Source organism: Streptomyces sp. NPDC057654, from assembly GCF_042800135.1.
GTDB lineage: Bacteria > Actinomycetota > Actinomycetes > Streptomycetales > Streptomycetaceae > Streptomyces.
Map to the genome: position 1 here is coordinate 1 of NZ_JBHVHQ010000018.1, position 21,969 is coordinate 21,969.

Genomic DNA, 21,969 nt, shown 5'->3' on the forward strand with positions numbered 1-21,969 from the left:
GGTACCGCAGGGCACCCCGTCGCCGCACCGGCGAACTCCAGAAACTCTCCGCGTTCTTCCACCCGCTGGACGGCCTGCCGCACTGGAACCGGATCTACGGGCCGCACGGCTTCGTTCAGTACCAGTTCGTCGTCGGGCACGGCCAGGAGGACGCCCTGCGCCGCATCGTGGAGCGCATCTCGCGGCGCGGCTGCCCATCCTTCCTCGCGGTGCTCAAGCGGTTCGGCGCGGGCGACCCGGGATGGCTGTCCTTCCCGATGCCCGGCTGGACCCTCGCGCTGGACATCCCGGCCGCCCTGCCGGGGCTCGGCGCGTTCCTGGACGGGCTCGACGAGGAGGTCGCGGCGGCCGGCGGCCGGGTGTACCTCGCGAAGGACTCCCGGCTGCGGCCGGAGCTGCCGGCCGCGATGTACCCGCGGCTGGCGGAGTTCCGGGCGCTGCGCGCCGCGGTGGACCCGCGCGGCGTGTTCGTATCCGACCTGGCCCGCCGCCTGTCGCTGTGAGGCCGGTCGCTGTGAGGCCGGTCGTTGTGAGGCCGGCCCCCGCATCGTTTCCGCCCATGATTGGAGCACCCCGTGAAGGACGCCTTCGGCTCCCCCCAGTCCCTGCTGATCCTCGGCGGCACGTCCGAGATCGCCCTCGCCACCGCCCGCCGCCTGATCGCCCGCCGCGCCCGTACGGTCTGGCTGGCCGGCCGCCCCTCGCCCGCCCTGGAGGCCGCCGCGGACCACCTGCGCGAGCTGGGCGCGGAGGTCCGTACGGTCCCCTTCGACGCCCTCGCCCCCGAGCGGCACGAGGAGGCCCTCGGCAAGGTCTTCGCCGAGGGCGACATCGATCTGGTGCTGCTCGCCTTCGGGGTCCTCGGCGACCAGGCGCGCGCCGAGGAGGAGCCGATCACCGCCGTGCGCGTCGCGCAGACCAACTACACGGGCGCGGTCTGCGCCGGTCTGGTGTGCGCCAAGGCGCTGCGCGCGCAGGGGCACGGCTCGCTGGTGGTGCTCTCCTCGGTGGCCGGGGAGCGGGCGCGGCGCGCCAATTTCGTCTACGGCTCCAGCAAGGCGGGGCTGGACGCCTTCGCGCAGGGCCTCGGCGACGCGCTGCACGGCTCCGGCGTCCATGTGCTGGTCGTCCGCCCCGGCTTCGTACGGACCCGGATGACGGCGCATCTGAAGGAGGCGCCGCTGGCGGCGGACCCGGAGGCGGTGGCGGAGGCGGTCGAGGACGGGCTGCGGCGGCGCGCGGAGACCGTGTGGGTGCCGGGTTCGCTAAGGGCGGTGATGGCGGTGCTGCGGCACGTACCGCGGGGGGTGTTCCGGCGGCTGCCGGTGTGAGAAATCCTCAGCGGGAAGCGGCGGGCGGCTGCCGACGTGAAGGACCCTTACCGCGAGGCGGCGGGCGGCCGGGAGAGCCCCGCCTGCCGGGGCAGCGAGGCGGCACGCCCCTCCCCGAAGGGGTACTCGCGGTCGAGCCGCCAGACGGCGTCCGCGCCCTGCTCGTACAGCGCGAAGCCGTTGATCGTCCAGGCCGCCTCGAAGTCCGCCAGCTCCGCGTAGGCCGTATCCATGGCCTCCTCGGAGATGCCGTGGGCGACGGTGACGTGCGGGTGGTACGGAAACTGGAGCTCGCGCGGTACGGGCCCGGAGGCGTCCCGGACCCGCTTCTGGAGCCAGGCGCAGGCGGAGCTGCCCTCGACGACGTTGACGAAGACGACGGGCGACAGCGGGCGGAAGGTGCCCGTGCCGCTGAGCCGCATCGGGAAGGGCCGGCCGGCGGCCGCGACCTCCGCGAGGTGCTCCTCGATTTCCGGCAGCGCGGCGGCGTCCACCTCGGTGGGCGGCAGCAGGGTGATATGCGTGGGGATGGCGTGCGCGGCCGGGTCCCCGAAGCTCGCGCGCCGCCTCTGGAGGAAGCTGCCGTACGGCTCCGGGACCGCGATCGAAACGCCGAGCGTTACGGTCCCCACTGCGTTCTCCCTCCGGTGCGGCTGCGATGCCAGTGTGGCGGCCGGGCCGTCCTCGCGGCCAGGTTCCACGGTCCTGCGCGCACGGGCCGTAGGGCCCCCGTGCGGGGGCCGGGCGGCTGTGCCTGCTGTGTCACGTCGAGTGTCGGGTCAGTGCTTGGCGGGCAGGAAGCCCACCCGTTCGTACGCCTGGGCCAGGGTCTCCGCGGCGACCGTACGGGCCTTCTCCGCGCCCTTGGCCAGGATCGAGTCCAGCGTCTCGGGGTCGTCCAGATATTCCTGGGTGCGCTCGCGGAACGGCGTCGCCCAGTCGACGAGGATCTCCGCGAGCTCGGTCTTCAGCGCACCGTAGCCCTTGCCCTCGTACCGCCGCTCCAGTTCCGGAATGTCGGTGCCGGTGAGCGTGGAGTGGATGGTGAGGAGGTTGCTGACGCCGGGCTTCTTCTCGGCGTCGAAGCGGATCACGGTGTCCGTGTCGGTGACGGCGCTCTTGATCTTCTTCGCGGAGACCTTCGGGTCGTCCAGCAGGTTGACCAGGCCCTTGGGGCTGGCGGCGGACTTGCTCATCTTCGCCGTCGGGTCCTGGAGATCGTAGATCTTCGCCGTCTCCTTGAGGATGTACGGCGCGGGGACCGTGAACGTCTCGCCGAAGCGGGCGTTGAACCGGTCGGCCAGGTCGCGGGTCAGCTCGATGTGCTGGCGCTGGTCCTCGCCGACGGGGACCTGGTGGGCCTGGTACAGCAGGATGTCCGCGACCTGGAGGATCGGGTACGTGAAGAGGCCGACGGTGGCGCGGTCCGCGCCCTGCTTGGCCGACTTGTCCTTGAACTGCGTCATCCGCGACGCCTCGCCGAAGCCCGTGACGCAGTTCATCACCCAGGCGAGCTGCGCGTGCTCGGGCACGTGGCTCTGCACGAAGAGCGTGCACCGCGCCGGGTCCAGCCCCGCCGCCAGCAGCTGGGCGGCCGCGAGCCGGGTATTGGCGCGCAGCTCCGCGGGGTCCTGCGGCACGGTGATCGCGTGCAGGTCGACAACCATGTAGAAGGCGTCGTGCGTCTCCTGGAGCGCCACCCACTGGCGCACCGCGCCGAGGTAGTTGCCGAGGTGGAAGGAGCCTGCGGTGGGCTGGATGCCGGAGAGAACGCGGGGACGATCGAGGGCCATGGACCCATTCTCTCAGGTACCGGAAGGTTCTCGGTCCGGCGGCGTCACGCCGGCGCGAAGCTCCCCGGCGCCGGCGGCTTGTTCGCCCGCCCGACGCGCGCCCCGCCCGTACGCCGCACGAGCGGGGGCGCTCCCCCTGCCTACGCGTCGTGGCCGCCCGCATCGCGTGTGTGACGTGCCCGCGTCGAGCCTATGAGGACCCGGCCGATCGGTGCGCTCCGGCGCAAGAGGGCGTCCACGTCTCCCTGCCCCGTGGCGGGACCCAGCGGGTCGAGTACGACCGTGACGCAGACCTGGCCGCCCCGTTTGACGCGCTCACGCCACTCCCGACCGGGGGCGGGCAGCCGCAAGAGGTACTCGCCGTGCCCGTAGTCGAGCGCGACGACGGGACCGCGGATCATGAGCCGGTCCCCGACATCCGGCACCCGCTCGGCGGCGGGCAGCAAACGCATCCCCGCCGCGAGAGCCCGCAGGCCGGCCTCAATGGTCCGGGCGGTCTCGACAGGGCGGCGTGGCGGCGGATGGCCGATCAGCAGCCACGCGATGTCGCCCGCCGGTGAGGCGTCGAGCCAGGACGACACGGTGACCCCGGCGGCGAACCCCGGACCGGGTACGGGCCCGGCTTCCACATCGACCGAGGTCACCACCGCACGACCGCCCACACGACTTTGCCCATCGGCCGCTCCCCGACGCCCCACTCCGCGAGCGCGTCGACGATGAACAGGCCGTGGCCCCGCTGGCGCTCCGCTGATGCCGACCGGCGGCGCGGCGGCCGTCGCCGGGTGTCGTGCACCTCGACGCGTACGCGTCCGGGCTCGGCGTCGAGGACGAGGAGGAGCGAGTCGCCGGGTTCCGTCCCGTACCGGACGGCATTGGTCACCAGCTCGGAGACGACGAGCAGCACATCGTCGAGGTGTTCCCGCGCCGCCTCGGGCACGTGGAAGCCGACGAACTCGCGTGTGTACGCCCTGGCGGCGTGCACGGATTCCGGGGTGCCGGCGAGCATGAGTTGGGGTGGGGGGCCGATCGGTCGACAGAGCGGCCTTTCATCCGGACACTCATGCACGGTCGCGGCCGCGTCCCGCGTTCCCGGCTCCGGAGGCGTGGACGTTCCGTCGGCGGGTACCCGGACATCAGGTATTCCCGGGGTACGGGCGGGGAGAGCAGAGACGGCCTGGCAATTCGGGCCGGCGAATTCGGAGTTGAGGGTGTTGCGGACCACCCTGTTGCCTGCGGCGCTGTTCGCCATTGCTACGCACTCCCCGCCCATACCGGTTCAGTTCGTTCGTCCAGCCAACAGTCGCGCCATCTTCGGCGGTACCGTCTCAGGGGGTGTCGAATGGTGTCGCTTCCACCACTCCTCCCATTCCTCCCATGGCGGAAGGCACATGGATGAAGAACCCGAACGACAAGCTCGCCGAGTACCTGCGACGTTCTGGGATGACCAACGGCGAGCTGGCGCGGCGCATACGTTCCAAGGCCCTGGAGTGGAACCAGCCGCACGTCATGCCGGACAAGACCGGCATCCGCCGCTGGCTTGAAGGCGATACGCCGCGACTTCCCATCCCGGACATCCTCGCCGATGTGTTCTCGGCACACTTCGGCTACCGGATCACGACGTACGACCTCGGGTACGGCGACAGCAGTAGGACCAACGAACTGCTCATGTACAACGCATCGTTCGCGGCTACGGTTGAGACCGTCGCCGACTTGGGGAGAGCTGACGTGGACCGACGCGCATTCCTGGCAGCAGCGCCGTTCGCGGCGGTTGCGGGGGTAGGGCCCTCCCGCGACTGGTTGCTGAGCGTTCTGGACCAAGAACCCGAGCCGGGCCCGCGGGTCCGGCTGGAGGATGTCACCGCCGTACGGAACATGTTCGGTGAGTTCCAGAGGATGGACATCTTCCAAGGTGGCGGGTCCGGCAGGCTCAGCCTCGCCGCGTACATGAACGCCCATGTCTACCCCCTGCTGCGCAGGACGCACACCGACACCGTGCGCCGCGCGCTGTGCGAAGCGGCGGCCGAGCAGACATATCTGCTCGGATGGATGGCCTACGACAATGGTGAGAACAGCACCGCGCAGAAGTACCTCATCCAGTCGCTGAGGCTTGCCGAAGAGTCGCACAACGCGGCGCTCGGCGCGCACGTACTCGCGGGCATGGCGGACCAGGCCACGCTGCTCGGCAACCCGGCCGAGGGGCGGCGGCTGGCGCAAGCGGGACGGGCGGGACTGGCCAAAGGCTCCTCCAACGCCTGCATGGCCGACCTGTGGTGCCTGGAAGCCCGTGCCCTCGCCAAGCTCGGGGACAAGCGCTCGGCGGCTCGGGCCGTAGCGAGGTCGGAAGCCTCGTTCGAGCAGGTACAGCCGGAACGGGAACAGGAGTGGGCGCTGTTCATCGACCCGGCCTACCTGCACGGAGAGCACGCGAACACCTTCCGGGATCTGGGCGACGCTGCTCTGACAGACGTCCACGCCCGCCGGTCCATCGAGCACGCGAAGAGGCAGAAGCGAGCGCGTCGGGGGGCGATGTCGCAGGCGGCGCTGGCCGTATCCCACCTCCAGCGCAACGACCTGGAGGCCGCGCACGCGGCCGGAGTGCGCACCCTGTCGCTCTCCCGGCAGGTGAAGTCCTCGCGGTGCGTCGATGCCGTGCAGGATCTTCAGCGCCGGATGAAGCCCTTCGGTACGCACCGGCTCGTCGCCGACTTCAACGAACGGGCACGGCAGCTCGTGGCAGCTGCCTGAACGCCAGAGGCGTCTTTCTGCTTGATGCGGCGCATTGCGTTCTGAGACGACCGACCTATCCGCGATCCATCTGAAGGACGGCCGCATGAGTGACGAGCAGTACGCCAAGGGCTCGATGAGCTACCTCATGGAAATGGGGGCGCTGAAGCGCGCGAAGCGGTCGGGCTGGTGGATCGTCGGTGTCAAGGACCCGGAGACGATCGCGGAGCACAGCTTCCGTACCGCGGTCATCGGTTCGGTTCTGGCCATGCTGGAAGGCGCGGACCCCGCGAAGGTGGCGCTGCTGTGCACGTTCCACGACACACAGGAAACACGCGTCGGCGACATTCCCTGGATCGGCCGCCGCTACCTGAAAGCGGCGAAGAACGAGGACGTCACCGCCGACCAGCTCGCGGACGCGCACCCGTCAGTCACCGCCGGCATCCGAGCCGTCGTGGAGGAGTACGAGACCGGAGACTCGCTGGAGGTCATGGTCGCTCATGACGCGGACAAGCTGGAATGCATGATCCAGGGGATCGAGTACCTCGAACAGGGCTACAGCAACGCACAGGAATGGATCGACACCACGCGGGCGAAGCTCAAGACCGCGTCGGCGATCGAACTCGCCGACGCGGCCCAGGACATGACGTCCACCGATTGGCAGCGCGTGTACTTGCGCTGATCTTCCGGGAGCGCGGCCTCGGACCGGATCGCCAAGGTAAGGGACCAAGCATCATGAGCCACATCGAAGACGCCTCGACTCTTCCCCTGACGTGGTGGAAGTCATCGGCATCCGGCGCCCAGTCCGACTGTGTCGAGTTCTGCCTGGCCGACAGGGACCAGCGGATCGTCGCGGTGCGAGACAGCAAGAACCCGACCGGTCCGGCGCTGCTGCTGAGCTACGCGCAGGTCGGCGAACTGATCGACGCGGTGCGCGGCGGCGAGCTCCAGTAGAGCCGGTACTCCAGCCGGACCGGGTGAAGGGGCACCTCACTGTTGGCGCGCCGTTTCTGCGCCGCCGGCGGGGGCAGAGGTCAGTACAGGACGTTGTGTTCCAACCGCTGGACGGGTTTGTGTCCCTGGGGCCTGGTCTTGCTCCCGGCAAAGTATCGGCTCGCGCGGTGGACGCGAAGGGAGCCCGTGATGACGGATTTCGATGTGCCTTCCGTGCCCGAGCTGTACTGCCCGTTCCCCTCGTCGGTCCATCCGCGTGCCGAGGAGATCGAGGAACGTATGATGCGCTGGGCGGTGGAGCGCGGGCTGCCGCTGGATGAGGCGCACGAAGACCGTATCCGGCGGACGCGGTGGGGGATGCTGGTCGGGCGCTGTTTCCCGTTCGGCGCCTTCGAGCCGACGCTGTTGTTCGCCCGGCTGTACGTGGTGGTCAGTGAGTACGACCAGATCTTCCTGGAGGAGCCCGCGTCGGCCGGCCGGCCGACGCACGCGGCCTCCAACCTGCTGCGCCTGCTGACCATCGTCAACGACCCGGAGCGGGCGCTGCCCGAGGACGCCACCGCGTGGGAGCGGGCCTGGCAGGAATGGATCCGCGACTTCAACGCGGTGGCGACGCCGTTTCAGCAGACGCGGTTTCTGGCCGGGATGGCCGAGTACTGCATGGGCGGAGCCTGCGAGGCCACGTACCGGGGCCGGCGGGAACGGCCGCCGCTGGCGGAGTACTCGGCCATCCGCCGGTTCACCGCGGGGCTGCGGCTGAGCTTCGTCACCGCCCCGATCGAGGTGGGCTGCGGCTACGAGATCTCCCCGGAGCTGTGGCACCGTCCCGACGTGACGGCGCTCACCAAGTCCCATCAGACGGCGTACGGGTACACCAACGACATCCTCACCTGCCTGCGGGACCCGGAGATGAGCCTGCCGACCGCGCTGGCCCAGGAACGCGGCTGGCCCCTGCAACGAGCGATCGAGACCGCCGTGGACATGCTGCGGCAGGAGACCGATGAGTTCATCCGCCTGAGCGATCAGGTGCGTGCCCAGGGCCCCGCGCCGCTGCCCCAGTACGTCGATGCCCTCCAGGCCTGCCTGGCCGGCCACTTCGCCTGGTACACCGAGACCGGCCGTTACGAAATCCCCCACTGACACGCCGAGTCCGCCCGCCGGGCCACCCGCGAGCGGACCAGGTCTCCTTCGGTCGCCTTCAGTGCCAGCCTCCAGTTGTGTAGCGGGGGGTGCGTGAGGTCCAGGCAAGGTGGCCTGCGATCAGGTCTTGCAGGACCGTGATGTAGGGGGAGACCGCGGGCAGGGGCATCTCGCGAAGCTGGCCGGCCAGTTCCACGAAACGCCGGGTTCGCTGGTCGAACTCCTGCGCCATGATGGCGACTGTCTCCTGGTGGTCGCAGTGCCGCTGACGCGCCAGGACCCGGGCGTACGTCCAGGGGTCACCGCGCTGGAGGTCGCGGGGAAGCCCGATGATGTCGTTGGCGAGGGCTGTCAGGTCGGTGGCGAGCGCCGTGAGTTCCTGTACCTCGGGCAACATGACGACGACCAGCGGGGTGGACAGCCCCCGGGCGATCTCCGACATCACGTAGAACGGGGGCATGCAGGTGGTGAGCTGCCGGATGCGCAGATAGTCAGCGACCTGTGGCGTGGCCTGCTGTGCGGTGTAGGCCGCTTCGGTGGTGATGCCCAGGTAGTACTGCACGGCATGCCACTGCAGCCGTACCGCCTGTTCAGGGGTGGCCGCGTCACGAAGCCGCAGCGCCACATCCAGCAGGGCCCGCTGCAAAGGACCGTCGCCGGGGCGGGCTTGCGGGAGGCGGGCGGTCTGCTCGCAGTGCACCAGATGCCCCATGACCTTGGCCAGGTCCGCCTGCCGGTTGCCGTACCGCTCGGCCAGTTGGTCGTCGACCATGGTGTACCAGGCCGTCAGCTGGGAGCCGAGCAGCACCTTGTCCGCGTCGCCCTCGGGCAGGAGGTGCGGAAACCAGCCTCCCAGCCCGATCGTGCGGACGTACGCTTCGTGGTCGCTGTCGCGGACGAGCCCGAAGTCCAGCAGCCACCGCACAGTCGCCTCGCTGATCTCCTGTGCGGCGGGATGCTGGGGAGTCACGAACGGGAGGGTGAGCTCAGGAACCCTCAAGGCCCAGGCTCCGGAGGCCATCACGGGTATTCCCTCACGGACGGTGGAGCAGCGAGAACTGAGGAGGCGTCAGGTCATGGCCGGTGGTCACCGCGCCCCGTCGGGCGAGGGCCTGGTGGGCTTGGGCCAGGGGCTCGGCGCAGAACGAGCGCGCCGGGCCCGGGGGGAGGGCGGCCAGGTAGGCGTCGGCCGGCACAAGATCCTGCTGGACGTAGGCGGTCATCTGTCCCGCTCCCCAGCCCGTCGGCCAGAAGTCGACGCCGCGGCCGGTGTCCTCGCCCCGGTCGATGAGGATGTTGGCCGTTTGCAGGGCGCGGCCGTAGCCGATGGCGTGGGTGCGGTCGGCCCGGGTGCCGTCGTGCCAGGCCCACAGGTCCGAGAGGAGCAGGACGAGGGTGCCGGACACGGCGTAGGTGTAGCGGTCCAGGTCGGTCCGGGTGCGGATGGTGAAGTCGTGCCGGGCCCAGTCGGCCATGCGCTCGGCCATGGCGATGAAGGTCTCGACCACCCGGGGGCCGATCTCCGGGGGTGCGAGCGCGGACCACTGCGCGAGCCGGAGGGTGACCTCCGGAAGGACGGCTTCATAGCCGCGGAAGGCGGCGGTGAAGTCGGCCGGCGTGTACCGGGTCTGCCAGATCCGGGCGACCCGTTCCAGCAGCAGCGCCTTGGTGGGACCGTCGAGATCGGGGTGGTCCTCGATCTCGTCGATGCCGCGCATCAGCAGGTACGCGCAGGCGGTGGCCTCCTGTAGGCCGGGCGGCATCGCCATGACCGGTTCGTACCACGTGGTGCTGTAGGTGCGGATCATGGTGTGGGCGTCATCGAGGACGGTCATCGTCTCTCCCCGTGGTGGGTCGCTGCTGGTTCGTCGGACTGAAAGGGCACGGCCGGCCGGGTCCGGTCAGGTGCTGCGGAAGGGGACCGGTTGCCGGTCTCCTTCCGCCGCCCGTGAACCCGTCTCCGGCAGCCGCCGCCGTCGGCCGGGTGGCAGCCCCCGCCCGGGTCGGGTGCGGTGAATTTGCGCCCGCACCGTGCGTCGGCACCGATTCGGCACTTCCCAGTCCACGCCGGAAACGACAGGCCGGATACCCCTTTCTGCCCGTGAAGGCGTGCACTCGTTGCACGCTTGAGCGCTTGTGAATTGGGGCGCGCCGGGATGCCGGCCGAGGCGGCACAGGGACGGCCGCGTTCACGACGGGCAGGCGGTCACCGAGCAGCGGACTGCCTCAGCGCCTGCCTGCCCGTGCCCGGCCCGATGGCCGGATGCCCGCACACTCCGGGCAGAGAAGCCGCCTGCCACGGCCACCCCGAAGCCGGGGCGGCAGCGGGAGCACAGAGGGCCTTGGGGGGCGGGTGTGCACGCGGCGATGCTGCCCGCAGGCGTCACGTGCGAATGCCGCAGGGGGCGGGGGCCGGGTCCTTCAGCAGCCCCCGGCGAGTCCCGGTGGCTTTCGAGGCGGCCGTTGACCGGACCCGGCTGGAGGCATCCGCCGCGTTCGGTGATCCACAGAGCCGGGTGGCCGGGGAACCCGAGCTGGTCACCGTCGCCCCCGCCCGCCTGATGCAGCTTCCGAGAGTGGGACCTGCCGCCCCCGGCCCGGTCCTCAGCCCTCGTTGCCCACCGGCAGGCCAGGGGCCGGATAGGCCGCCATCAGCTCCGCGACCTCGGAGCGGATCGTGGCGAGGGTGTCCTCGTCGCCGGCGTGGGCCGCGTGCACGCCGCGGTCGATCCATTCGGCGACGGCCGGCATGTGGTCGGCGGTGAGGCCGCGGGAGGTGAGGGAGGGGGTACCGATGCGCATGCCGGAGGGGTCGAAGGGCTTGCGGGGGTCGTACGGGACGGTGTTGTAGTTCACGACGATCCCGGCCCGGTCCAGGCCCTTGGCGGCGATCTTGCCCGGGACGCCGCGGGAGGTGAGGTCGAGCAGGATGAGGTGGTTGTCCGTTCCGCCGGAGACCAGGTCGAAGCCGCGGGCGAGCAGCGCCTCGGCGAGGGCCTTGGCGTTGGCGACGACGGCGTGCGCGTAGTCGCGGAAGGCGGGCTGGGCCGCCTCGTGCAGGGCGACGGCGATGGCGGCGGTGGTGTGGTTGTGCGGGCCGCCCTGGAGGCCGGGGAAGACTGCCTTGTCGAGGGCCTTGGCGCGGGCGGTGCGGGACATCAGCATCGCGCCGCGCGGGCCGCGCAGGGTCTTGTGGGTGGTGGTCGAGATGACGTCCGCGTACGGCGCCGGGGACGGGTGCGCGCCGCCCGCGACGAGCCCGGCGATGTGGGCGATGTCGGCGACGAGTACAGCGTCCACCTCGCGGGCGATCTCCCCGAAGGCGGCGAAGTCGATGGTGCGGGGCACGGCCGTGCCGCCGCAGAAGATGATCTTCGGGCGTTCCTTGCGGGCGAGGTCGCGGACCTCGTCGAGGTCGGTGAGCCCGGTGTCGGCCCGTACGCCGTAGCTCACGCCCTTGAACCACTTGCCGGTGGCCGAGACGCCCCAGCCGTGCGTGAGGTGGCCGCCCATCGGCAGCGACATGCCGAGGACCGTGTCGCCGGGCTCGGCGAAGGCGAGGTAGACGGCGAGGTTCGCGGGCGAGCCCGAGTACGGCTGGACGTTGGCGTGTTCGACGCCGAAGAGCCGCTTGGCGCGGTCGACCGCGAGGTTCTCGACGAGGTCGATGTTCTGCTGGCCCTCGTAGTACCGCTTGCCGCTGTAGCCCTCGCTGTACTTGTTCTGAAGGACGGTGCCGGTGGCTTCGAGCACGGCCGCCGACACGTAGTTCTCACTGGCGATCATGCGCAGGGTGTCGGACTGGAGCCGCTCCTCCGCGCCGACGAGCGCCGCGAGTTCGGGATCAGTGGCAACCAGGGCGGGGTGCGGGAGTGAGGGGTGTGGCAGCGAGGAGTGCGGTACGGGCGGGTGCGCGGGCGTGGTCATGGCGTCCTCCGGGGCGATCGGTGTTCCGGTCGGTCTCCCAGGGGGTGCCCAGGCGGGCGGCACCTCGTGGCGGTTGCCGCACACCGCTCCCTCGTGGTCTCTTCCACGCGCGCCAGTCGCGATGTGCCCCGCCATTCTACCGGCGGGGCACAAGCACGTACGGGCTGGACGGGACCGCGTACTAGCGGGTCGTCTTGATGGAGAAGACGACCGTCTTACCGGGCCGCTCGTTCAGGCCCCACAGCCGCTTGGCGTTCGGGTCCCAGGACAGGTTCTGCGTGTAGATGGGGCCCTTGGTGAGCGTACGGACCTCACCGTCCGGCGCCGCGTACTGGAGGCACGAGAACTGGGCGTCCTTCTCCGGATCGTCGCCGGGGCACAGGCCCGCCATGTAGAACGTCGAGCCGTCGGAGGCGACGCCCTGCATGTCGGAGACGGGCGACACGTAGGAGACGGACGCCTGAGCGGTGCCGACGCTGTCGGAGGTGGTGGACTTCGGCATGGCCGTCGCCTCGTCCAGCGGCCAGCGGGCGACCCGGCCGCCGCCGTGGTGCTTGGTGAACTCGCCGGAGACCAGGGTGTTGGACGCCCGGTCCAGGCTCAGCGAGCTGAGGCAGATGGTGCCGGGGCCGCCGGGCTCGCACGCGCCGGGCGCGCCGTCGCGCGGGCCGGTGGTGTAGCGGGCGACCATCGGCAGCGCCCAGTCGTGCCAGCGGGCGGACGCCTTGCCGCCCGACATGCCGATCCGCTCCTCGCGGCTGTCCATCTTCCACAGGTGGCGCATGTCGTAGACCTCAAGCTCGTTGCCGTTGGCGACGAGGAGCTTGCTGCCGTACCAGACCACGCCGTCGGCGTGCCGGCCGTCGACGGGGGCGAAGCCCTGCGCCCCGCCGGTCGGGCGGACGAGGAGGACATGCCCGTACGTCACCTTGGAACCGTCGGACTCCGCGATGGTGACGCGGTGCCCCTTGTTGCCGCCCGCGCCGTGCCAGCTGGCGACGTACAGGTGGTTGCCGTCGATGGTGCCGGTCCGGTTCGCGTCGTGGGAGCCGGTCAGCCCCTGGGGCGTCCAGTCCTTGCCCGCGTCGTCGTTCGGGTCCCAGCAGAAGCCGTCGAACTTGAGCGTTCCGTCGAGTTGGTGCGGGTTGCAGAGGCCGTGCCGTCCGGTGTGCTGCGCGGACTGGGCGACGCTGAGCGCGCTCGCGGTCTTGACGGCCCCCGACTTCTCCAGCTCGGTGACGGCCTTGCCGAGGCTGAGGTAGTCGTTGTTCCGGTCGATGTTGAGGTGGTACGTCTTGGTCTGGTCCCGGCTTTCCTTCACCAGTGCGGGAGCGGCGTCGGCATCGGCCGTGGCCGGCTGGGCCGCGGCGAATCCCCCGACGAGCGTGAGTCCGGTCAGCAGCGCCGTGACGGCGCGACGGCCGGAGCCCTCGCGCGCGGTCGACGCCCCCCTGAGCTTCGCAAACAAATTCGATCGCATCCGGGGAAACTAACGGAGCATAAAGGCCGGATCAACTTCTCCTGTGCGCCGGGCGCATTCACGGAGGATCTCCCCTCACCGGGCGCGCGGCGCTACAAATGAGCACAGGACGGCACCGATACGAATGGAGCACACCTTGACCTCCACGGAACGCAGCATCGCCGCCGCCGAGCAGCACAGCGCGCACAACTACCACCCCTTGCCGGTCGTCGTCGCGACCGCCGACGGCGCCTGGATGACCGACGTCGAGGGCCGCCGCTATCTCGACATGCTCGCCGGGTACTCGGCGCTCAACTTCGGCCACGGCAACCGGCGGTTGCTCGACGCCGCCAAAGCCCAGCTGGAGCGGGTGACCCTCACCTCGCGCGCGTTCCACCACGACCGGTTCGCGGAATTCTGCACCGGACTCGCCGCGCTCTGCGGCAAGGAGATGGTGCTGCCGATGAACACGGGCGCGGAGGCCGTCGAGACGGCCGTGAAGACCGCGCGCAAATGGGGCTACCGGGTGAAGGGGGTGCCGGACGGCCGGGCGAAGATCGTCGTCGCCGACAACAACTTCCACGGCCGCACCACCACCATCGTCAGTTTCTCCACCGACGAGGAGGCCCGCGCGGACTTCGGCCCGTACACGCCGGGCTTCGAGATCGTCCCGTATGGGGACCTGGCCGCGCTGGAGGCGGCCGTCGACGACGACACCGTGGCCGTGCTGCTGGAGCCGATCCAGGGCGAGGCGGGCGTGCTCGTACCGCCGCCGGGGTATCTCGCGGGCGTCCGCGAGCTGACGGCGGCGCGGAACGTCCTGTTCATCGCCGACGAGATCCAGTCCGGCCTCGGCCGCACGGGCAAGACCTTCGCGTGCGAGCACGAGGATGTCGTCCCCGACATGTACGTCCTGGGCAAGGCGCTCGGCGGCGGCGTCGTCCCCGTCTCGGCGGTGGTCGCCTCGCACGAGATCCTGGGCGTGTACCGCCCCGGCGAACACGGCTCCACCTTCGGCGGCAACCCGCTGGCCTGCGCCGTCGCCCTCGAAGTCATCGCCATGCTGCGCACCGGCGAGTACCAGCAGCGCGCCGCCGAACTCGGCGACCACCTGCACCGCGAACTCGGCCTGCTCGTCGGCGGCGGCAAGGTCGACGCGGTGCGCGGGCGGGGGCTGTGGGCGGGCGTCGACATCAACCCGGCGCTGGGCACCGGCCGCCAGATCTCGGAGAAGCTCATGGCCCGCGGCGTCCTGGTCAAGGACACCCACGGCTCGACCATCCGCATCGCCCCGCCGCTGGTGATCAGCAAGGAGGATCTGGGCTGGGGGCTGGAGCAGTTGGTGGAGGTGCTGGCCTGAGCCTCCCGAGCTTTTTGCGCAGGGGTGGGCCGACGCCTCGTCGTGAGGGAGGCGCCGGCCCGCCCGGCTGAGGCCCGTACGCCTCAGCGCCGTACGTCCGAGATGCCTCCCCCCGCGTCCAGCGGAGTGATCCGGCGCTGGGCCGCGAACGCCGCCGCCGGATAGCGGGGGTCCGGGCGCAGCGCGTACTCGCGCAGGCACGCCTCGGTGAACTTGATGACGTGCTCGTCGCCGTGCTCGGCGGCCCGCGCGCCCAGTTCGTCCAGCGGCGGCGGCTCGGCCCCCTCGGAATGCCACGCCCCGGACCGCCACACCTCGGCGCCCTCGTCGCGCCGGTCCGTGGTGAAGGACATCAGGAAGGCCGTGTGCACCTGCCAGAGCGCGGCCAGCGTCGGCTCGTACAGCGCGTGCGGCAGGTGCGGAAGCACGATGCGGGCGGCGGCGGGCGCGGTGACGCCGTGGATCAGCGGGACGGGGGCGACCTCGGGGTGGCCGAGGTAGACGTCGGCGAACTGCGCCGTCATCTCGCTCAGCAGCCGCGGCGCCTGCTCGGGGGCCAGCCACTCCAGAGCCTCGCCGTAGGCGGGCTGCCGGTCCAGCTCGTCGAGGCGGCGCCGGACGGTGCCGGGTCCCATCGGCCCGTCCTCCGCCGGGCGCGGCAGCGCGGCGACGGCGGCGGCGAGACTGTACGGGCCGCGCAGCCGCGGCGTGCCGGGGAGTTCCGCGTAGCGGGCCGCCCAGTAGGCCAATCCGCGGGCCAGTTCGTTCAGTTGGAGGGCGGTCGGCGCGTCGCCTGCGGCGTAGAGGCCGCGTACGGCGTGGGCGGTGCGGATGAGGCCGTGGGTGAGTCCGGCGAACAGGCCGGGGAGCAGCCGGGGCCACCAGCGCGCGAGCACCTCGCGCCAGGGGTCGTCGGAGAGCTGGCGGGCGAAGAGCGCCTCCCAGTCCCCGGCCCGGTGGAACGCGCCGAGCGCCGGCCGCCAGGAGGATTCGTCGGCGGGGTCTATGGAGAAGCGGGCGGCGGGCGGTTCGTGGTGGTCCATGGCGCGGCGGTAGCGCTCCACCCAGCGGGACACCTCGTCCTCCCGGCCGAGCAGGGCGAGCGCCTCGGCGCCCATCGGGCCGTGGTTGGCGAGGTCGACGCCTTTGCCTCGCTCGTATCCGAGGTCGTTCATGCGTTCCAGGGCTTCGTTCAACGCGTCGCTGTAGCTGATCGCAGACATGGGCAACCCTTCGGAAATTCGAACTGTTTGGAAATCCGAACCATCTATGCTTGCAGTATGCCGCACACCCCCGAGGCCGCGCGGGCGACCCGGCCGCCGACGCCCGCCGAACTCCAACTCGTCGGCCTCGTACCGCTCCTGGAGCCCTTCTACCGCTGCGCGGCCGTACGCGACCTCATGCCGGAGCGGCTGCGCGAGGTGATGGACGCGCACGGGCTCACCGCGCGCCACGGCGCGGTGCTCCCCCAACTGCTGGCCGGGCAGCCGCTGACCGTCAGCGAGATCGCCCGCAGGCTCCACGTCTCCCTGCCCACCGCCAGCGAACTGGTCGGCGGCCTCAGCCGGGCCGGGGTCGTGGAGCGCGCCGAGGACCCGGCCAACCGGCGCCGCGTCCTGGTATCCGTGGCCGAGGAGTACCGCCCGCATCTCGAAGCCTTCATCGCCCGGCGCGGGGAACCGCTGCTGCGCGCGCTGGACGGCCTGTCGCCGGAGGAGCGCGCGGGGTTCCAGGCGGGGCTGACGGCGTGGGTGCGCGAGGTGCAGCGGTAGCGCGCGGTCGGCAGCACGGCGGCGGGGAACCGCCCCAGAGGGCCCCGGCCAGGCGTCCGGGAATCGCCCCAGAGGGCCCCGGCCAGGCGTCCGGGCGCGGGACCTAGAGTCGAGGCGTGCTCCTAGGAATGATCTGCGCGCTCGGCTCGGCGGTCTGCTTCGGCACCGCGTCCGTCCTCCAGGCCGTCGCCGCTCGCGCGACCGCGCCCGGCACCGGCTCGGGCGTCGACGCGCGGCTGCTGCTGCGCGCGCTGCGCCAGTGGCGGTACGTGGCGGGCCTCGGCCTCGACGGGCTCGGCTTCCTCCTCGAACTCGTCGCCCTGCGCTCCCTGCCCATCTACGCCGTCGGCGCGGCCCTCGCCGCCAGTCTCGCCGTGACGGCGGTGGTGGCCGCGCGGGTGCTGCGCGTCCGCCTCAGCGGCGTCGAGTGGGCGGCCGTCGCCGTGGTCTGCGGCGGCCTCGCCCTGCTGGGCCTCGCCTCGGGCGCGGAGGGCGACCGTACGGGCTCCACGGCGCTGCGCGTCGGCGTGCTGTGCGTCGCGGCCGCCGTACTGGGCATCGGCGCGCTGGCCGGCCGGCTGCCGGGGCGGGCCCGCGCGGCGGTCCTGGGCCTCGGATCGGGCATCGGCTTCGGCGTGGTGGAGGTCGCGGTCCGCCTCATCGACGGCCTCACGCCGACGGCACTGCTGACCAACCCCGCCTCGTACGCCCTGCTGGTCGGCGGGGGCGCGGCGTTCCTCCTCCTCACCTCCGCCCTCCAACGCGGCTCGGTGACGGCGGCGACCGCCGGCATGGTCATCGGCGAGACGGTAGGCCCGGCGCTGGTCGGCGTCCTCTGGCTCGGCGACCGTACGCGCGCGGGCCTGACCCCTCTCGCCATCGCGGGCTTCGTCCTCGCGATCCTCGGGGCGCTGGCCTTGGCCCGCTTCGGCGAAGCACCGGCGGAACCGACCGAATCGACCGAACCGACCGATCCGACCGAACCGACTGATCCGGCCGACCCCTCGGCTGACGCCTCCCAGAACGGCGGCGTGCGCCCTCTCACCTGAAGGCCCCTCGCCGAAACCGGCCCCGGCGACGACCGCAGCAGCGCTTCCAGCGCCCCCGAAAAGGTCTCCTGGCCGATTCGCCTCATGGCACGTTTCGGCTGCTCGCCCGCGTGCGCCGACCACGCCGCGACGAACCTCGCCGCCTGAGTCGCCATGGCATGCCAAAGCCCCCGCCCATACCTGCTGGGCGGGGCCGGTAGGTCTCAGACATCGCTACGGGCCGCGAACGCGACGAACGCGGACCACGCGTCGGGGGAGACAGCGAGGGTGGGGCCGTGCGGGACCTTGCTGTCACGGACGGGAACGACGCCATGCGTTGCCACGGTGGCCGGTGCCCACTCGACACAGTTACCACCGTTGCTACTGCTGTAGCTGCTCTTCTGCCATCGAGTTGGCAGCGTGCTTGCGGTGGTCATTCGCATGCTCCTCCACGTATCTGCTGATCAGGCCGCTGGACTCTTCGGGGGACAGCGCAACGGCCCTAAGCAGATCATAGGCATGCGCCGCGCCGACAAGCTCTTTTGTGTCTACCTCCAGGCGGCCTTTGGAGAAGCCGTCTACGTAGAGCACGCTTCGCCCCTTGTCGAGATCCATCACGGTGAAGGGCCCTTCCAACCCGGGATGGGTGGCGACCCTTCGCGGAATGACTTGGATGACGGTGCGGGGCTCTTCGGCTGCCTTGAGCAGGTGTGCAAGCTGATCGCGCATGGCTTCCGGACCGCCGACCGGGCGGCAGAGAGCTTGCTCGTCGACGACGAACCACGCACGGGGACGCTCTTCCCCTTCCAGGACCGCCTGACGGCTCATGCGCGCAGCCACGAGGTCTTGCAGGCAGTCGGGCCGTCCGCTGGCCAAGATGGCGCGCGCGTAGTCTTCGGTCTGGAGCAGCCCGGGGATGACCTGGCTCTCAAACGTACGGATTTGGAACGCTTCACGCTCCAGTTCGACGTACGGCAGGAACCACGATGGGTACGCGTACCTGAGTACCAACGGATGGAGCCGCGTGAAGTGCCCATCCGTCTTGAGCGCGGTATCCAGATCCGCGGCCAAGTCGGCCGACGGTACCCGACGACCGCGCTCAACCCTGCTGATAACTGGCTGTGTTGTGTTTGCATCCGAGGCCAACTCGGTCTGCGACGTCGAGCCTCGGAGTCGTGTGACCTCTGAGCCAAAGAAGGCCAGCACCGATGCGGTGGGGTCGAGATCTTCCGTCTCGGCGGTCATGCGAGATCACTTCCTTATGCCGGGCCGTTTGGCATAGCTCACTCCCTGTTGAGCGTACGCACAGACTCCCATCCTTGAGTACGAAGTGAGAGTGCTTACTCACGGAAGGTGACGCATGCCCGCGCAAGTTCGCGAAACCCCACAGCCTCCGGACCACCTCGCGGTTGAGGCATTGCTCCGCGCTGGTGGTGCGTGGCGCATAGCTCCGACGTGGTGGCTCCCTGCGAGCGAGTACCGCACCGACCGGGCCGCGATGGCGCGCGTACGGAGCGCGCTGGGCCGCCTGAAGTGGCTGTTCTCGTGAGTAGCGACGCGCGGGCAGCGCTGGCACGGCTCATGGCGGAGTACGGCGTTGACGGGATGCCGTTCTTCCCCAAGACCCCGCCGAGGGAAAGAAGTCGCGACCCCTACACCGCCGCGTTCCCGAAGTGCCAGTGTCCGGAGCACCGCGCCGGGCGCGGCAAACCCGATGGCCCCATCCGAAACAACGCCGACGACGCCAACAGGGAAAGCCAGGAGGTGAGTTCATGAGCCGCACTTTCCGGTACGTGCCGTACATGATCACCCATGACCCGCTCGCGTGCACCGAGGTCTCCGCCGTGTGCGTCTCCGGCGACGACACCGAGTGCGGCGAGAAATCCTCCGTCTACCTCCGCCCGGACTCCGTGATCGAGTGGATGAGACAGCACGCACAGGAAACCGGACACCGGCGCTACCGGCGCTCGTACGGCCACTACCTGTTGTTGGAACCGCCCGACGACTTCACCGGCGCGACCGTCATCGGCCAGGTGACGCACCGTGCGCTTCCGCCGGGGGATGGTGCCGCATGACCGAGCGTCGCGTAGCCGTCGCCCTCATAGTGTCCGGCTTCCTGGTTGCCGTGGTGGCGACGCTCTGGTTTCTGGCCCAGATCGTGTCCCGCCCCCCCTGGATTCCCCTGTCCGCCGACTGGTCCGAGAAGGCCCGGCGGAGAGGGGCAGGTGCAAGGACAGCACACCTGATCACTGCGGCACCCCCAACGAGATCTCAGGAGTGATGCACCATGATGCTTGCTGTTGAGCGTCCAGCCCCCATCGGCCTACTCCAGTCCATCGAGCTGGAAATCACGGGCGGATGCCAGCTCCAGTGCACGCACTGCCTGGCCGAGTCCAGCCCCCAAGGGACCCACGGCAGCATGCTCCCTACGGACTGGAAAGAACTGATCATCGATACTGCCGCACTGGAAATCCCCCTCATCCAACTCATCGGCGGTGAACCGACGCTCTACCCTCGTTGGATCGAACTCTGCGAGCTGGCACTATCGTTGGGGCGCCGTGTGGAGGTATACAGCAACCTCTTTCACGTCAAGCCCGCGTGGTGGGGCCTGTTCCAGCGCGATGGTGTATCGCTCGGGACGAGCTACTACAGCAACGACCCCGCCGAACACGATGCCATCACCGGCCGCAAAGGGAGTTACGCCGTGACCCGGTGCAACATTCAAGAGGCAGTCACGCGGCGTATCCCGATCCGTGTGGGCATCGTTGACATCATCGACGGGCAGCACGTCGCCGAAGCCCGTGCCGAACTGGAGTCCATGGGTGTGACCCGCATCAACACCGACCGCGTACGCGCCGTGGGTCGTGCCGCGTCGCCCGGCACACCGCCGACGCTCAATGAAATGTGCGGCCGGTGCACGCGGGGACGCGCTGCGGTCCTCCCGAACGGAGACCTCGTGGGTTGTGTGCTCGCGCGGAACTTCCCGGCAGGCAACGTCAAGGAGAAGCGTCTCGCGGACCTTCTCGCCGGCGACGCGTGGGCAAAGCTGTCGGCGAGTATTCCTCAGCGCGATGCAACCGCATGCCAACCGGACGGGTCCGACTGCGACCCCGCGAGCACCCCCGCATGCCTGCCGAAGTACCCCAACCACCCCGAGCCTGCGCGATGAAGTGGGCCGACCGGGCCGCCGCACTCGCCGACGAAGTGACGCATCCGGAGTCCCGCTGGCACGACGCCGTACGCAGCACCCCCCGGCACCTCTTCGTGCCTCGCTGGTGGGAAAAGCGCTACTACGGCCCGACACTGTGCGACGGTCCGACCGCCCCGGACGCATGGATGAAGGCGGCCTACAGTGACCGAACTCTGATCACCCGTCTGGGGGCACTGCACGCCGATCACGCGACGCTCGGCGGCCGTGCCGACTGGTGGCCATCGTCGTCGTCCACACTGCCGAGCCTGGTTGTCCAAATGCTTCGGCATGCCCGCCCCCAAGAAGGAATGGACCTCCTCGACGTAGGAACCGGGTCGGGATACTCCGCTGCACTTCTAGCGCACCGGTTCGGCGACCGGCACGTAACGAGCGTGGACGTGGACCCCTACCTGACGGAAGCCGCTCGCGCGCGGCTCGACCAGGCCGACCACCGGCCCGAGGTAGCCACCGTGGACGCTACCGGTCCCCTGCCCGGCACATACGACCGCATCGTTTCCATGGTGTCCGTACCGCGCGTCCCGGCATCATGGCTGACCGCCCTCCGCCCCGGCGGCCGGCTCGTGACCACCATCACCGGAACCTCCCTGATCATCGGCGCGGGCAAGACGCCGGACGGGGGCGCCGCAGGCAGGGTCGAACGTGATTGGGCGGGCTTCATGGGCGTCAGGCACGGGCACGACTACCCGCCCCGGCTCATGACCCGTTTCCCGCAGTCACGAGACCAGGAAGGGGAAGAGGTCACCACCGGGCGGTATCCGGTGCTCGACGTCGAACAGGCATGGGAGGTCAAGACGCGTCTCACCCTGGCCACGCCGGGAATTGAAAGCCACTTCGAGACGCATGAACAGATCCGGGCAGCTTGGCTGTTCCACGAAGACGGCTCATGGGCCCGCGCCGAGGGGCACTGGACCGACCCGCCCACCGTGCACCAGAGCGGTCCCCGCCGCCTATGGAGCGAGTTGGAGCGCATCCGGCACATGCTCAACATGGAAGGCGGCATCGGTCTGTACGGCTGCCGCGTCCGCATCGACCCTGATGGCGTGTGTCACCTGTCGCGCGCTGGGTGGGAAACCACTATCGGATAGCCCTTGATCTTTCGGGGCTCTTACCCCGTCCATGACGTTCTTTCGTCGCACGGGCGGGGCCTTTGTCCTTCGGGTTCCCGCTCCATTCGGTAGGCCCACAACCATGACGACCGCCCCACGGCGCGTCCCCGCAGGCAGCACCACCGGCCCCGTTCGGCCACGCGCCGGGCGGGGCTTCCGCCTGT

24 protein-coding genes and 1 riboswitch are annotated in these 21,969 nt (G+C 70.3%); of the genes, 13 read left to right on the forward strand and 11 right to left on the reverse strand.

Annotated features, from left to right (window positions below; genetic code table 11):
• Positions 1 to 503: D-arabinono-1,4-lactone oxidase (locus ACFU99_RS03270; RefSeq protein ID WP_384384987.1), on the forward strand; the 503-nt coding region annotated here is incomplete at its 5' end.
• A gap of 72 nt (positions 504 to 575) precedes the next feature.
• The gene (locus tag ACFU99_RS03275) at positions 576 to 1,331 is read left to right on the forward strand and encodes a decaprenylphospho-beta-D-erythro-pentofuranosid-2-ulose 2-reductase (RefSeq protein ID WP_384384990.1); all 756 of its coding nucleotides are present in this window, start codon (positions 576 to 578) and stop codon (positions 1,329 to 1,331) included.
• 47 nt (positions 1,332 to 1,378) lie between these two features.
• Here ACFU99_RS03275 and ACFU99_RS03280 read toward each other — a convergent pair whose 3' ends face one another.
• The 4 genes from ACFU99_RS03280 to ACFU99_RS03295 all read right to left on the reverse strand — a co-directional run bounded on the left by ACFU99_RS03280 (position 1,379) and on the right by ACFU99_RS03295 (position 4,130).
• Complete coding sequence (locus ACFU99_RS03280; RefSeq protein WP_384384992.1) at positions 1,379 to 1,963, reverse strand: 2'-5' RNA ligase family protein; 585 nt, start codon at positions 1,961 to 1,963, stop codon at positions 1,379 to 1,381.
• A 147-nt stretch (positions 1,964 to 2,110) separates the two neighbouring features.
• Positions 2,111 to 3,124 (reverse strand): tryptophan--tRNA ligase, encoded by a 1,014-nt coding sequence (gene trpS, locus ACFU99_RS03285; RefSeq protein WP_384384993.1) that lies wholly within the window; start codon positions 3,122 to 3,124, stop codon positions 2,111 to 2,113.
• 140 nt (positions 3,125 to 3,264) lie between these two features.
• Positions 3,265 to 3,768, reverse strand: coding sequence for a hypothetical protein (locus ACFU99_RS03290; RefSeq protein WP_384384996.1), 504 nt, complete (start codon positions 3,766 to 3,768; stop codon positions 3,265 to 3,267).
• Positions 3,765 to 4,130: an ATP-binding protein gene (locus ACFU99_RS03295; protein WP_384384999.1), complete on the reverse strand. Its 366-nt coding sequence runs from the start codon at positions 4,128 to 4,130 to the stop codon at positions 3,765 to 3,767. The genes ACFU99_RS03290 and ACFU99_RS03295 overlap by 4 nt, the downstream gene beginning before the upstream one ends.
• Before the next feature lie 386 nt (positions 4,131 to 4,516).
• Here ACFU99_RS03295 and ACFU99_RS03300 point away from each other — a divergent pair, with 386 nt between their 5' ends.
• The 4 genes from ACFU99_RS03300 (at position 4,517) to ACFU99_RS03315 (ending at position 7,942) form a co-directional block, all read left to right on the forward strand.
• A complete protein-coding gene (locus tag ACFU99_RS03300) occupies positions 4,517 to 5,869 on the forward strand; it encodes a transcriptional regulator (RefSeq protein WP_384385068.1) in 1,353 nt (450 codons plus the stop codon).
• A gap of 85 nt (positions 5,870 to 5,954) precedes the next feature.
• Positions 5,955 to 6,530, forward strand: a complete 576-nt coding sequence (locus ACFU99_RS03305; protein ID WP_384385002.1) for an HD family hydrolase — start codon at positions 5,955 to 5,957, stop codon at positions 6,528 to 6,530.
• A gap of 53 nt (positions 6,531 to 6,583) precedes the next feature.
• Entirely contained in the window at positions 6,584 to 6,802 is a 219-nt protein-coding gene (locus ACFU99_RS03310) for a DUF397 domain-containing protein (RefSeq protein ID WP_384385004.1), read from the forward strand.
• Positions 6,803 to 6,991: 189 nt separating this feature from the next.
• Positions 6,992 to 7,942: a hypothetical protein gene (locus ACFU99_RS03315; RefSeq protein ID WP_384385007.1), complete on the forward strand. Its 951-nt coding sequence runs from the start codon at positions 6,992 to 6,994 to the stop codon at positions 7,940 to 7,942.
• 58 nt (positions 7,943 to 8,000) lie between these two features.
• Here the strand turns inward: ACFU99_RS03315 and ACFU99_RS03320 are convergent, their stop codons facing one another.
• The 4 genes from ACFU99_RS03320 to ACFU99_RS03335 form a co-directional block, all read right to left on the reverse strand.
• On the reverse strand, positions 8,001 to 8,912 hold the full coding sequence (locus ACFU99_RS03320; protein ID WP_384385009.1) for a hypothetical protein: 912 nt from the start codon (positions 8,910 to 8,912) through the stop codon (positions 8,001 to 8,003).
• Between the two features lie 64 nt (positions 8,913 to 8,976).
• Complete coding sequence (locus tag ACFU99_RS03325) at positions 8,977 to 9,777, reverse strand: squalene/phytoene synthase family protein (protein WP_384385012.1); 801 nt, start codon at positions 9,775 to 9,777, stop codon at positions 8,977 to 8,979.
• Between the two features lie 769 nt (positions 9,778 to 10,546).
• Complete coding sequence (gene glyA, locus ACFU99_RS03330; protein WP_384385015.1) at positions 10,547 to 11,869, reverse strand: serine hydroxymethyltransferase; 1,323 nt, start codon at positions 11,867 to 11,869, stop codon at positions 10,547 to 10,549.
• 39 nt (positions 11,870 to 11,908) lie between these two features.
• Positions 11,909 to 11,999: riboswitch (ZMP/ZTP riboswitch) on the reverse strand.
• A gap of 51 nt (positions 12,000 to 12,050) precedes the next feature.
• Positions 12,051 to 13,349, reverse strand: coding sequence for a hypothetical protein (locus ACFU99_RS03335; RefSeq protein ID WP_384385018.1), 1,299 nt, complete (start codon positions 13,347 to 13,349; stop codon positions 12,051 to 12,053).
• A gap of 136 nt (positions 13,350 to 13,485) precedes the next feature.
• On the opposite strand from ACFU99_RS03335, the gene rocD reads away from it, so the two are divergent.
• Positions 13,486 to 14,688, forward strand: coding sequence for an ornithine--oxo-acid transaminase (gene rocD, locus ACFU99_RS03340; protein ID WP_384385020.1), 1,203 nt, complete (start codon positions 13,486 to 13,488; stop codon positions 14,686 to 14,688).
• Between the two features lie 83 nt (positions 14,689 to 14,771).
• Here the strand turns inward: rocD and ACFU99_RS03345 are convergent, their stop codons facing one another.
• A complete protein-coding gene (locus tag ACFU99_RS03345) occupies positions 14,772 to 15,911 on the reverse strand; it encodes a questin oxidase family protein (RefSeq protein WP_384385023.1) in 1,140 nt (379 codons plus the stop codon).
• 57 nt (positions 15,912 to 15,968) lie between these two features.
• On the opposite strand from ACFU99_RS03345, the gene ACFU99_RS03350 reads away from it, so the two are divergent.
• Positions 15,969 to 16,460 (forward strand): MarR family winged helix-turn-helix transcriptional regulator, encoded by a 492-nt coding sequence (locus tag ACFU99_RS03350; protein ID WP_384385026.1) that lies wholly within the window; start codon positions 15,969 to 15,971, stop codon positions 16,458 to 16,460.
• 128 nt (positions 16,461 to 16,588) lie between these two features.
• The gene (locus ACFU99_RS03355) at positions 16,589 to 17,509 is read left to right on the forward strand and encodes a hypothetical protein (protein ID WP_384385070.1); all 921 of its coding nucleotides are present in this window, start codon (positions 16,589 to 16,591) and stop codon (positions 17,507 to 17,509) included.
• A 203-nt stretch (positions 17,510 to 17,712) separates the two neighbouring features.
• On the opposite strand, the gene ACFU99_RS03360 is transcribed toward ACFU99_RS03355, so the two are convergent.
• Positions 17,713 to 17,925: a DUF397 domain-containing protein gene (locus ACFU99_RS03360; protein WP_384385029.1), complete on the reverse strand. Its 213-nt coding sequence runs from the start codon at positions 17,923 to 17,925 to the stop codon at positions 17,713 to 17,715.
• A complete protein-coding gene (locus ACFU99_RS03365) occupies positions 17,870 to 18,733 on the reverse strand; it encodes a helix-turn-helix domain-containing protein (RefSeq protein WP_384385031.1) in 864 nt (287 codons plus the stop codon). Before ACFU99_RS03365 ends, ACFU99_RS03360 begins: the two co-directional genes overlap by 56 nt.
• A gap of 115 nt (positions 18,734 to 18,848) precedes the next feature.
• Between ACFU99_RS03365 and ACFU99_RS03370 the strand changes: the two genes are divergently transcribed.
• The 4 genes from ACFU99_RS03370 (at position 18,849) to ACFU99_RS03385 (ending at position 21,784) form a co-directional block, all read left to right on the forward strand.
• The gene (locus tag ACFU99_RS03370) at positions 18,849 to 19,037 is read left to right on the forward strand and encodes a hypothetical protein (protein WP_384385034.1); all 189 of its coding nucleotides are present in this window, start codon (positions 18,849 to 18,851) and stop codon (positions 19,035 to 19,037) included.
• A gap of 223 nt (positions 19,038 to 19,260) precedes the next feature.
• Positions 19,261 to 19,563, forward strand: a complete 303-nt coding sequence (locus ACFU99_RS03375; protein WP_384385036.1) for a hypothetical protein — start codon at positions 19,261 to 19,263, stop codon at positions 19,561 to 19,563.
• Positions 19,564 to 19,775: 212 nt separating this feature from the next.
• Entirely contained in the window at positions 19,776 to 20,657 is an 882-nt protein-coding gene (locus tag ACFU99_RS03380) for a radical SAM protein (RefSeq protein WP_384385039.1), read from the forward strand.
• Positions 20,654 to 21,784, forward strand: coding sequence for a methyltransferase domain-containing protein (locus tag ACFU99_RS03385; protein ID WP_384385042.1), 1,131 nt, complete (start codon positions 20,654 to 20,656; stop codon positions 21,782 to 21,784). Before ACFU99_RS03380 ends, ACFU99_RS03385 begins: the two co-directional genes overlap by 4 nt.
• Positions 21,785 to 21,969: the final 185 nt, after the last annotated feature.